The sequence below is a fragment of the Prevotella marseillensis genome, from assembly GCF_900625065.1.
Classification (GTDB): domain Bacteria; phylum Bacteroidota; class Bacteroidia; order Bacteroidales; family Bacteroidaceae; genus Prevotella; species Prevotella rara.
The window spans coordinates 61469-73946 of record NZ_UYXY01000002.1 but is presented as its reverse complement, the minus strand read 5'-3'; the positions used below and the strand labels follow the sequence as shown (position 1 = coordinate 73946).

The 12478-nt window shown below is 48.7% G+C and carries 6 protein-coding genes and 1 tRNA gene; 3 read left to right on the top strand and 4 right to left on the bottom strand.

All coding sequences use genetic code 11. The features are described 5' to 3' along the window. Positions 1-12 precede the first annotated feature (12 nt). Complete coding sequence (locus tag EJL04_RS13675) at positions 13-1752, bottom strand: Omp28-related outer membrane protein (protein ID WP_125105409.1); 1740 nt, start codon at positions 1750-1752, stop codon at positions 13-15. A gap of 2 nt (positions 1753-1754) precedes the next feature. Further along, entirely contained in the window at positions 1755-5030 is a 3276-nt protein-coding gene (locus tag EJL04_RS13670) for a hypothetical protein (RefSeq protein WP_125105408.1), read from the bottom strand. A gap of 189 nt (positions 5031-5219) precedes the next feature. Here EJL04_RS13670 and EJL04_RS13665 point away from each other — a divergent pair, with 189 nt between their 5' ends. Further along, the gene (locus EJL04_RS13665; protein ID WP_125105407.1) at positions 5220-6785 is read left to right on the top strand and encodes a tetratricopeptide repeat protein; all 1566 of its coding nucleotides are present in this window, start codon (positions 5220-5222) and stop codon (positions 6783-6785) included. A gap of 261 nt (positions 6786-7046) precedes the next feature. Next, positions 7047-8210, top strand: coding sequence for a multidrug effflux MFS transporter (locus EJL04_RS13660; RefSeq protein ID WP_021855987.1), 1164 nt, complete (start codon positions 7047-7049; stop codon positions 8208-8210). Between the two features lie 129 nt (positions 8211-8339). Here EJL04_RS13660 and EJL04_RS13655 read toward each other — a convergent pair whose 3' ends face one another. Next, positions 8340-9158: an MBL fold metallo-hydrolase gene (locus EJL04_RS13655; protein WP_125105405.1), complete on the bottom strand. Its 819-nt coding sequence runs from the start codon at positions 9156-9158 to the stop codon at positions 8340-8342. A 92-nt stretch (positions 9159-9250) separates the two neighbouring features. Next, positions 9251-9324 (bottom strand) — tRNA-Asn (locus EJL04_RS13650). 398 nt (positions 9325-9722) lie between these two features. On the opposite strand from EJL04_RS13650, the gene EJL04_RS13645 reads away from it, so the two are divergent. Next, a complete protein-coding gene (locus EJL04_RS13645) occupies positions 9723-11405 on the top strand; it encodes a S41 family peptidase (protein ID WP_125105404.1) in 1683 nt (560 codons plus the stop codon). Positions 11406-12478 lie beyond the last annotated feature (1073 nt).

The window sequence follows — 12478 nt, the reverse complement described above, 5'->3', positions numbered from 1 at the left end:
AATCAGTACAGACTATCTTGCCATGTATTTCTTTCCGTTGCGTATCACGATGCCGCGCCATGACTTGCCTACGCGCTGTCCGGCAAGGTTGTATGTAGCTCCGTCGCCTTCGGCAGCCTTTTCGCCGATGGCAGCCTTGATGCCTGTTGTTCCGTCGAGGTTGATTTCGGCAGCGTTCTCAATTGTGCATGCGTTGATGTTGTCAGGATTATAGTTAGAGATATATGCTATCACGTGCATGTTGTCCTGGTTCCATTTCTCGTTAAGGTCGAAAGTATAGCTGTATGCGGCCTTTGTTCCGTCCCAGGCTATAGGCTCGCCCCAAATAGAGCTGTATGCACGTACAACGTGATTGTGCTCATAGTTATATTCGTCTGCCGTTCCGCTCTGATATCCTATAATGCCGTCCTCCATCAGGTATACGTTGATATAGCGCAGGTCGTTGTCTTCGTTAGACAGACGCTCCATGTCAACGTCAACGGTAACGGTGTTTCCGGTCTTGCTGACGTTCAGCGACAGGTCATAGAAGGCAGGAACAGAGAGGCGGTTGAGGATAAGCTCTTCGAGCGACTCTTGTGATTCGGGCAGGAATGCCGGCACGCCGTCGGTCTGCTCGGTTCTGTCTATCATTGCAGCCGGAGCATAGGTGCCTCCCGAGCCGTAGAACACGAGATATTCTTCGTCAGCCTCTGACGTGAAAGTGTCCTTGCCGTAGCCTGCATGATGACATGCAACGATGAGGCGGCCGGCAAAGTCTTCCTTGCCGAGAATGTTGTGTACGAAGCCTGCCACGCGGGGGCAGTTGCCGCAGAGCTGTCCGGTAAACTCCTCAAGGAACACGCGGCGGCTGTAGACATTGCTCACCACGCTTACCGGCAGTCTCAGTGTGTCGTTGCCGTTCACGGCGTCGGTGTTGCCGTCGAGATTGTCCGCATATACAAGTATGGTGCGGTGGTCGCCCAGGTCGTGTTTCAGTTCAGGAGTGAACCTTATGGTCTGCTGATGGCTTGCGCCCGAGTTAAGAGGCTCGTTCACGGGGAATGTGTACACCTCGTCTTCGCCTTCAATCTTGCAGTTTATATTGTATGAATTTATGTTCGACGTGCCGTAGTTGTGCATCATGGCAACCACAGAAACATTGTTGCCCGATGTGATAAATTCAGGTGCAGAACCGAAGTATGGTGCCATCTCGTAAGCCGGCACGTTGCCTCCGCCTATCACGGCTTCAACGCTTAGGCTTCCTTCAGTGCTGTGGTCGGTCCATGTGCCGTCGTTGTTTACGTAGAGCGATTTAGGTATGTCGGTTATAGCCGATATGCCGTAGCTCATGTTGCGCTGGCTGAACGTGTAGCCTACATAAATGTCGCCAGCGCCCTTCTTTATTTCATACGGAGTGTCGAGTTTAATCTCGTTCCAGCCGTTGGCCACGGTCTGCGTTGTTTCGCGGTTGATGGTCTGCGACACGATGTTCTCGCCGTCGAGCGATGAGCGCACCCATACGGTAATCTCGTCGATGTTAATCTTGCTCTTTATTCCCACGCGTATGGTTTCGATGCTGTTGCCGGCATATCCGTCCAGTACGTTGCCTGGAATAAGTATTGCTGCAGATATGTCTGCGTTTCCGCTTACGGCAAAGTCGCGTGTGTTGCTGATGTTGCCGTCACAGTAGCCGTAACTTACGGTTGGGCTTTGTGCCCAACCATAAGAAGCGATAATAATATGTGCTAAAATAAATAAGAAAAAGCGTTTCATAATTACTTAACAGTTATCTTTTCTACTTTGTTGCCTTTTTTGATTATATACAGACCTTTCTTCATAGAGTGTTCTGTTGAGAGTTTCTTGCCGTCTACAGAGTATATCTCTTTGATGCTGTCTTCGTCGGCTGTAGTGACGCTTACGCCTGTTCCTTCAGAGTCTTTCACGCTGATGTCGTCGAGCGCGAGCGATGTATATTCAGGAATGTCTGTCGCATGGAAACGTATCACAACGTAAGATGCGTCTTTTACATCGTTAAGCGACACTGTCTCCACGGTAAATTCTTCTGAGGCTGTGGTGCTGATGGTCTTCAGTGTCACAATCTCGCCAGTGTTTGTCTCGGCCTCTATGGTCAGTGACATGCTGTTGTCTGTGTAGTAGTTGAATTTCAGTTCAGGACTGTTGCTGCCTTCGAGAGAAATCTTGCCTGTGTTCACCATTACCTCTGTAGCCTCCCATATGTCGGTCATCATGCAGTAGCCGTCGTTGTCAGAAGATATTTCGTCAATGATGTACGATTCATAGTCGGCGTTGCTGTTGCTCAGTGTCCACCACATGTTGTAGGCTGCAAATCCTTCTGCAAAGTTCTCCTGGAACGGCAGTGTGTATTCCTCGCCAAGGATTATTATGTTGGATGCACTGTTTTGTCCCTTTCCGCCTGCGCTTACAGGTGTCACGCCATACTGAACCGCATGCTGACTGCCGCTCTGGTCAACGCTGAATTTGTAGGTGTTGTCCTTAACTCCTGTGGCAATCTCGTTGCCGTCAGAATCAATTATGTCGTAAGTTATAGCCTCAGGGTCGATATATCCGCCGTTAACTCCGTTTTCAGGAATGTCCCATGTCAGTGTCATTTCGTTGAGGTCGACTCTTGCCTTGACGTTTGCAGGAGCCTCGGCAATGTCGGTGCCTACGTAGAGTGTGTCGTAAGCCTCTGTGCCTTCGCCCTTGTCGTTGCGCGGAACAATCTTGTATGTGTGGAATCCGGCTGTCATGCCGTCTTCGTCCACGTAGCTTATGTTCTCGCCCGGCTGTGCCGTAAGTGTCTTCACCAGTTTGTCGTCTCTGTAGACATCAATGCCTTCAATGGCAGCAAGAGTCTTGCCCTCGATGGTTGTCTGCGGAGCCTTGAATGTGATGTCTGACTTTAGTGCGCCTTTCTCGCCGGCTTTGATGCTAAGGCCGGTAACTTCTGCCGGTGCGGCAAGCATGTGGTTCTCTACGATTCCGAAGTCGGTAAGTCCGAGATAGAATGCATCCTCAGGTCCTCCTGCATAGAATGCAATGTGGTAGTCGCCGTCGCCCTCAGGCGTTATTATGCCCTGAATAAGAGTTATCCACGTATCTGTGTCAACGCTTACAGAGTCCATATCAATCTTCTTATACTTTGTGTAGTCGTCGCCTGTGCCGGCATATATGTCGAGGTTGCCCTCAAGATACGGCTTGCACTTTCTGTTCAGACGCTCAATGTTGACAGACAGCTTGTAGTTGCGGTCGCCTTTGAGTGCAATGGCAGGAGACACGAGCCAGTCGTCGCCGTCTTTTGTATAGATAAAGCGCATCTGATTGTTGTTTTCTTCCTCAATTCTGGTCCATGTCCAGTCGTCATTGTTATTGTCGTAAGTCTTGAAGTATTCAAAGTGAGATGAGTCGCTGAAGTCTTCGTGATAGGGCACTGCGAAACTGTTGCCGAACAATACGAGGTCTGAAGTCTTTGACTCGCCTGTAAGTCCTTTATACGAAGGAGTTACGGTATAGGTGTATCCTGTGAAGTCAGCTTCAGGTATTGTTTCCGTGAATGTGTTGCCCTTATGGTTCTCTGCCACGGTTATGTTGCCCGGATTGCGTACAATAGTATATTCTATTTCGTCAGGATTCACATATCCTTCGTTTAGGCCTTCAGTCGGGGCAGTCCATGTAACGGTAGACACAAAGTTGTCAATCTTTACGTTAAGGTCGGTTATGGCCTTCGGTGAGTCAGGTCCTATCCATTTGCGTATGCGTGTCATCGGGCTTTCGCCTTCATCATTGCTCAGCACGATGTCAAATTTGTTTAGTCCTGCCACGGCAGTAATGTCCTCTTTGACTGTAGCTCCGGGAGCGGCAGTGCCCTTGGCAGCCTCTGCGTCGTTCACTTTAACAGTATAGTTCACATTGCCCGAAAGAGCCTCTCCGCCGTAAGTCTTGTCAGGAATGCTGAAACTGATGTTGCCAGTCAGCGCGTCGCCTTCAAAATTCAAAGCCGTGTTCTGGGCTTCAGCCGGCACTTTGTCTGACTTAGGTTTCTCAGGTATATACAATCCGGCAAACTCTTCTCCGTCAGCAAATTCTCCCAGTACGGTTGCTGTACCTGTTTCAAGGTTAAGTTCGCACAGATAAGAATATTCGTCGGCGTCTACAGCAGCCCAATACATCTTGCCTGTGTTAGGATCGAATGTAGCAGCCTGCAGATAGTTAGACGGTGTAATGTCTGTCGGGCCTATCAGTGTCGTTTCGCCGGTCTCTTTGTCTATCTGATAGAGGTCTCCGTTTAAGTCGACGCCGTAGAGCTCGCCTTGGCTGTTGCACGCTATGCATACCAGACGTTTCATTCCGCTCAGGCTCTCGTTGTTTATCATGGTCAGTTCCTTTGTCTTAGGATCCATCATCGAAAACTCGTAGTCGCTTGCGTCAGCATTGCTGAAGCATCCGTATATCATGCCTGTGGTAGGGTCGTAGGTCATGTCTGACGCCATGTAGGTGGCATCTTTTACAAATGTATCCGACAGCTGTTTCCATGTGTCAGTATCGTATGTCAACAGTCTTGTGTTGTAAAAATTGTCACCATAATAGTCATACTCAACCCTTGTGAAGCAAAGAGTGTTTTCGTAGTATGCTCCGCCTCCTGTGGCTTCAAAGTCATTGTCTAAGTACACGGGGTTCACTGTGCAGTCGCCGCTGGTGTCAAAGGAGTAAAGACCGTATTCCTCTTTTCCGTTCCACACCCAGTCCCACTTAAAAGTCAGTATTCCGTATAGTGTTACAGGTTCTTCAGCCTCTGCGGCTAATTTGATGTAGGGCTTAACTTTTTTCGATGAAATGGGCCTTTTCCCGTTTTTTGCGGTTTCGCCCATGCGGTGCCATACTCCATACGGATGAGCCTTGCGGTAAGCCATTTCGCGTTCAAAGGCATCACTTCCGTGCGAATTTGTCTGCGCCATGGCGCTGTTGCCCGTTATCAATAAGAGCAAAGCGGCACCAAATAGCCTGAACAGTTGGGTTAGATTCTGTTTCATCAGTATAAATTTTAAGTTAATAAATAAGAATGTGAACAGCTCGTTCTGTGCTTTCAAAGTTACAGTAAAACCGAAAAGTTGTATTATTTTGCGCTTAAAAGGAATTTCGCTTTTATAAAAACATAATAATTTGCCTGATTTTTGTTACATTTGCCAGTGAAACATCAATAATACTGTCAGAAAAACAATATGCAAAAGCTTGTTATATTCATTTTATTATTTATATGCTCGTCTGCCGTTAATGCAGTTTCAGACGAAAAATTTATAAAAGATAATATAAGGCGTGGCGACAGCTGCATAGCCGCGGCCAAATATAATGAGAGTCTTGACTTCTATATCAGGGCTCTTGAACGTGCGCAGGAAGGCAATAATCATTTTCTGACAGAAGAGTGTCTTGGTAGGATAGGCGTGCTTTATTGCCGCTTCAAAGATTATGAACAAGCCGTTATATTCTTTGGCCGTGGATATAAAAGTGCTGTCGGGCGCCATGACAACAATGAGGCTTACAGATTTGCATGTTATTTGATGAATACTTATTGTCAGACAGGCGACCTGAATGCGGCAAGAGAATATTATGACATTCTAAAGAATATGTCAACTTCTAACCGTCGAGAGAAAGAATACTACGATCTTTATAGTGCAGGCACACTTGCTTATGCTGAAAATAATTACCAGGAAGCGGTTCATTATTATTCTGAAGCGCAGAAGTGTGCTGAGAAGTATGGCATGGGCGACGAATACAGCATGTCGCTATATGCTGTCATAGCCGAGTCGTATGTGGGGATGAACAGACCTGACACAGCCATTGTCATTGCCACGCTACTTATGGAGGAAGCCATGAAGAGTGGAAACACAAATCAGCTTAGCCATACTTATGAGGTGCTGTCAAAAGCTTATGGCGCAAAGGGCGACTCGATACTTATGGCGCATTACAGGAGCCTTTCTGTTACGTTGGAAGATTCAATTTACAATCTCAGAAACTTCAACAAAACACGCAGCAGGTACAGCTCTATTGAGCGGAGAATTACCGACAGGCATATATCGTTTCTGAACGACCGCATAACACGCCAGGTTCTGATAATTGTAGCCTTTGTAGTGCTTACCCTTATTCTCGTAGTGGCTATAATAAAGGTGATACGCAGCAACATAAACCTGCGGACGGCTCATCGTGCACTGATGGATAAGAATGCAGACCTTATCAGAGAGCAGCAGAACAGCAGACATCTGCGCGAACAATATATAAAGTCGATGGGTATGGCTGACGCAAAAAAACAGACTGACGGGATGGCTGCCGCGCCTGGCATGATGGATGAAGACAATGAGGCGGAAGGACAGCATGCAGGGACATCGGCCGAACCCAAGATGAACGATGCGCAGACGGCATTGATGATACAGCGTATAATGACGATTCTTGATGATGTCGATGTCATATCTCGCCAGGACTTCACGTTGCAGATGCTTGCCGGCATGATAGGGTCGAACACTTCGTATGTCTCGTGGGCTATAAACAGCACCTACGGAAAGAACTTTAAGTCGCTGCTCAACGAGGCGCGCATACGTGAGGTTACGCGCCGCATCTGCGACACCGAAAACTATGGCCATCTTACAATTCAGGCCATAGCGCAGTCTGTGGGCTATAATTCGCAGACTAATTTTATCAAGACTTTCAAGCGAATTATCGGCATGACGCCCTCAATGTATCAGAAACTGAGTAAGAAGATGGGTGGAATGCCGGATGAGGATAGGATGGAGTGAAGGGCTGTCTTGTGCTTGCTGCGTTGGTTCTTGTGTGTCGGATATTGCGTATACAGTAGTTTCTTAGTCTGTCTATTCATATTTGCCGATCATCTTTCTTCGTCCATATTTTTCGTATATCCGTCTATGTTTTTGGTCTATAAAACCCTGCGGTTTAGTATATGCATGGTCGGCAGCCTGCCGTGATTCTTTTCGCGGCTCACACATTTTTGCTAACTTTGCACCCGAATAAGATAATAGAGGATAACAATGAAACAAAACATGAAAGTATTTATTCCTGCCACGCTCGGCATGCTTACGGCCTTCGGTCCGTTCGTTACAGACTTCTATCTTCCGGTGCTGCCGGAGATGACAGGCTATTTCCACACCACGCCCGCGCTGGCCTCCATGAGCCTCACGGCCGGCATGATAGGTCTTGCCGCCGGTCAGCTGTTCATAGGGCCGCTCACCGACAAGTATGGGCGCAAGCGCATATTGGTAGGCTCTATGCTGCTCTTTGTGGTGGCGTCGCTGCTGTGCATATTCTCGGGAGATATATTTATGTTTAACGCCATGCGCGTGCTGCAGGGATTGGCCGGCGCGGGAGGCATAGTGATAGCCAAGAGCATGTCGGCCGACATGTACACAGGCCGCGAGCTTGCCAGCTTCATGGCTCTGCTAGGTGCCATCAACGGCATTGCACCAGTGTGCGCCCCGGTGGTCGGCGGACTTATGGCCGGCGTTACGTCGTGGACAGGCGTTTTTGCCGTAATTCTTGCCGTGGGACTTGTGCTCATGGTTTGCAGTATGTTCTTGCCCGAGACGCTGCAGCCTGCCAACCGCATACGGAAGAGCGTGATAAAGGTGTACGGCAATCTGTTCCGCGTGTTCCGCAACTCTCGCTTCACTCTTTCCGTCATGGCCGAGATGGCGTGCTTCTTTATGTTCTTTGCCTACATAGCCTCTTCGCCGTTCATCATGCAGCAGGTGTATCATCTTTCGCCGCTCGGCTATAGCCTCTGCTTCGGCCTGAACGCGCTCATGATAGGCGTTGGCGCTGCCATGGCCACGCGTTTCCGCAGTCAGGGCACATGCCTGCGCTTCGGCGGTCTGGGCATGCTTGCCGGCACGCTGCTGCTTGCGTTCCTGCTCAACACGGCCATGCCCCTCTGGATAGTCATGCTGGCATATATCTACACGCTGATATGCTTCGGACTGATGCAGCCGCCTTTGACGGCCATAGCCCTCGACAGCGAGCGCGACAATGCCGGTGCTGCCAGTGCCATCTTCGGTGCCTCCGGCTTTGTTGCCGGTGCCCTTTCGAGTCCGCTTGTAGGCATTGGCGACATAACCCTCACTTCGGGCCTCGTCATGGCATGCGGAGCCGTTGTCTGCCTCCTGTTTATCCTGCCGCTGAGCAGCAAGCTGCGCGCCGTTGCGGCATGATTAAGGTTGTTTAATAGTCCACATTCAATTATAGTGGTATATATAGAGGTTGGTTCATGATGATATGAGCTGTATCAGACTCTGTTAAGAGAATGATACAGCTCATATTTTATTTTTAGTTATTATCGTTCAGTCGATGTCTATAGTTTCGAGGTCGTCAGGTACAAAGATGTTGCCCTTGAAGCTCTGCGCCGCCTCGCGGGCATATTCGGTCCTGCGTGTGGCCAGCGTCTTGTCTTCGGTGTGGTATAGCAGCAGATTCTTCACGCCCAGCTCGGCTGCCACGGCTCCGGCGTCCCTGGCCGTGCTGTGAAACTTCTCGTAGGGCTTGAACACGTCGCGGTCCTTATACAGACAGAAGGCCTCGCACATGAGCCAGTCGGCACCGCGCGCAATAGGGTAGTTGGCTCTGTTGCACGGCTCGTCGCCCATGCACACCAGCGTGGCTCCTCCCGGCATTATGGCACGGAAGCCAAACTGCTTTTCCTTGTCCGACAGCACGTCGAAGCACTGCATGCTGATGTCGCCGGCCTGAAATTCGTCGCCGCTCAGCTTCTCGCACAGCATGATGCGGCTGCCGAACAGCGCGTTATAGTTCTTGTGCAGCGTCATGAGGCATATCTGCTTTAGCGTGCTTATCACCTTGTCGTTGCCGTATACGTTCAGGTTGCCCTTATATTCGCCGCCGAGAATCCTGTGCATAATCATTCTCACCACCCACACGGCGCCCAGTATGTGGTCGGTGTGAGCGTGCGTTATGAACATGTGGTGTATGTCCGTAAGGTTTATGCCCGCCTTTTCTATCTGCGACATTATGCCGTTGCCGCCTCCTGCGTCCACGAGCAGCGATGTGTCGGCTGTCTTCAGGAAGAAGCATGTGTTATAGCATTTTGTAACTCCTGCGCTGCCTGTGCCCAGCATTATTATCTTGTTGTGGCTGTTGTTCATGTGGTGTATTGTCTGCAAGGTGTAGCCGTTGCGGCTGAAAGTGATGAATTATACAAAAACAAAAAAGGAGTTACCGAAGCAACTCCTTTTTGCGCTTCAAGATGGGCTTGAACCAACGACCCCCTGATTAACAGTCAGGTGCTCTAACCAACTGAGCTATTGAAGCATGTGATGCATTTCCTTTCAAATGCGATGCAAAGGTAAGAAGATTTTTTGAAACCTCCAAACTTTTTTGGCAAAAAATTCAATTTTAGACTAAAATAAAATAATTTTTCCCCGAAAAGTGGTGTTTTCACCATATATATATGTAACTTTGCATAAGTCAATACGGCTGCTGAGACCATGCCTTAGGCTCATGCTTTTGGGGCTGTGTCCGGCCGGCTGCCGGTGAGTCTGCGTGTGCTGCTTCTGCCGCTTAGGGCACGTGCGCATGCTTTTGCTGCCGGTGAAGGCGGCTGTGGGCATTGCCGGCAACAGGGCAGGGGCCTCTCGCGTTGACGCTTTGCGGCCGTATGAGGCATGAATTTGCTTTGCAACAAGAAAAAGAAACAATAAGAACATAAGATGAGAATAAGACTATTTCAGCTTGCGGTGCTGCTCATGCTGCCTTTCATGGCGGCGTCGGCCCAGGAAAGCAAGAGCCACAACTTCGACGTGGCCAAGAACATGCAGGTGTTCAACGAGATTTACAGCTATCTCGACCTGATGTATGTAGACACGCTCAACGCCGACGAGGTGGTGGGCACGGCCATCAACTCGATGCTGCGCTCGCTCGACCCCTACACCGTCTACTATCCCGAGAACAAGGTGAACGACCTTAAGACGATGATAACCGGCCGCTATGTGGGCATAGGAGCCGTGATACGCTACAACCAGAAGCTGAAGCGCGTGGTCATCGACGAGCCTTATGCAGGCAACCCGGCTGCCGAGGTGGGCCTGAAGAAGGGCGACATCATCCTGAGTATCGACGACTCCGTTATGACCGACAAGGACGTGAGCTACGTAAGTTCGCATCTGCGCGGCGACGCCGGCACGACGTTCGTGCTGAAGGTGAAGCGCCCCAGCACGGGCAAGAACATGGAGTTCAGAATAACGCGCCGCTCTGTCAACATGCCTTCAATTCCTTACTATGGCCTGCGCCCCGACAGCATAGGCTATCTCAATCTGAGCAGCTTCACCGAAGACTGCTCAAAGGATGTGCGCAAGGCGTTCATCGAGATGAAGAAGCAGGGCATGAAGGGCCTCGTGCTCGACCTGCGCGGCAACGGCGGCGGCTCTCTTTCAGAGGCTGTCAACATTGTCAACATGTTTGTGCCGAAGGACATCACGCTGGTGAAGACCCGCGGCAAGCTGAAGCGTGCCAACTATGACTATAAGACCACCGTTGAGCCTATCGACACGGTGATGCCCGTTGTGGTGCTAGTCAACGGCGAGTCGGCCAGCGCCAGCGAGATTACCAGCGGAAGTCTGCAGGACCTCGACCGCGCCGTAATCATGGGCACGCGCACCTACGGCAAGGGTCTCGTGCAGTTGCCTGTTGACATATCATACAACGGACAGCTGAAGCTGACCACAAGCAAATATTATATTCCGAGCGGACGCTGCATACAGGCAATAAACTATAAGCACGCGCGCGGCGGATATACCGAGCACATACCCGACAGTCTGACCAAGGTGTTCTATACGGCAGGCGGACGCGAGGTGCGCGACGGCGGAGGCATTAAGCCCGACATAGAGGTGCGTCCCGACTCGCTGCCCAACATTGCCTACTATCTCACCGTGAGCGGACTCGACTCTACCGAGGTGCTGCTCGACTATGAGGTCGACTATATCGCTTCTCACCCAACGATAGCCAAGCCTTCAGAGTTTGAGCTTTCTGACGCCGACTATGAGGACTTCAAGCAGAGAGTGATAAAGAGCGGATTCACCTACGACCCTGAGAGCGAGAAACTGCTAAAGTCGCTAAAGAAGGTTGTTGAGTTTGAGGGCTATTATGACGACGCCAAGGCCGAATTTGAAAATCTGGAGAAGAAGCTGAAGCACAACATAGCTAAAGACCTCGACTATCACAAGGACGTGCTAAAGCAGATAATATCCAACGACATCATTGCTGCCTACTATTATCAGGTTGGAAGCATGGAGAACAGTCTGCGCTACGACAAGCAGATGAAGGAGGCATGCCGCCTGCTCAACAGTCCTGACGAGTATAAGGCTGTATTAGTAAAAGGTGCAGTGAAGAAGAAATAAAAGTTGAGAGAATATATTTTTTCGGGAGAGGTAAAGGCCGCATGGCTTTTGCCTCTCCCTTTTTTATGGAGTCTCATTAGGAGTTAAAGTAGTTAGAGGAGTTAAAGTAGTTAGAGGAGTTAAAGTAGTTAAAGTCAAATGCTTTTTTAGGAGTTAAGTAGTTAAGGAGAAATTTCCTTTAGCGCAGCGAAAAAAGTCAAATGCTTTTCTTTTTAGGCAGTTAAATTCAAATACCTTTTTTTCTCACTATAGTTCTTTTGTTGCAACGATGTTAAGAAACAGCAGGGCTAATGTTCTGCCGGATGTGCCATCCGGCAGCATTGAATATAAGGATCTGTGATCCGCAACATATACCTTTTGGTATTCAAAATATAATAACACCCCAGACTGACAGTTCTGGTGTTTTATTCCATAAGATAAAAGTCTTAAAGTAGTTAAAGTCAAATGCTTTTTCGGAGTTAAGGAGTTAGGTAGTTAAGGAGAAATTTCCTTTAGCGCAGCGAAAAAAGTCAAATGCTTTTCTTTTTAGGCCGTTAAATTTAAATATCTTGTGTTTTTCTCGCTATTGTTCTCTTGTTGCAGCGATGTTAAGAAACAGCAGGGCTAATGTTCTGCCGGATGTGCCATCCGGCAGCATTGAATATAAGGATCTGTGATCCGCAACATATACCTTTTTGTAGTCAAAATGAAATAACACCCCTGACAGACAGTTCAGATGTTTTATTCCACAAAACAAAAAGCCGTAATAGGTTAAGTTGTTGAATGCGAAAAATAACAGGGCCGTTTGCGTATAAAAAGTGGCCGGTTTTTGACTCGTAAACGGCCCATTAACGACTCGTAAACAGGCCACTAACAGTCTGAAACTATTACGGCTTAATTTGCTTAAAGAAAATATTTTTAAATAGCGCTGTATAACATAACCGTAACATAATTAAAAGAAAAAGTTACGGATTTTTGGGTGCTTTCACCATGCAGATGGATTTTCGCTTTGTAAGCACGTGATTTTCCGTATATAGATGAATTCTTTTTTGAGATACGAAAGTGTTAAATGCAGTCTTAAATTTGAAACATAC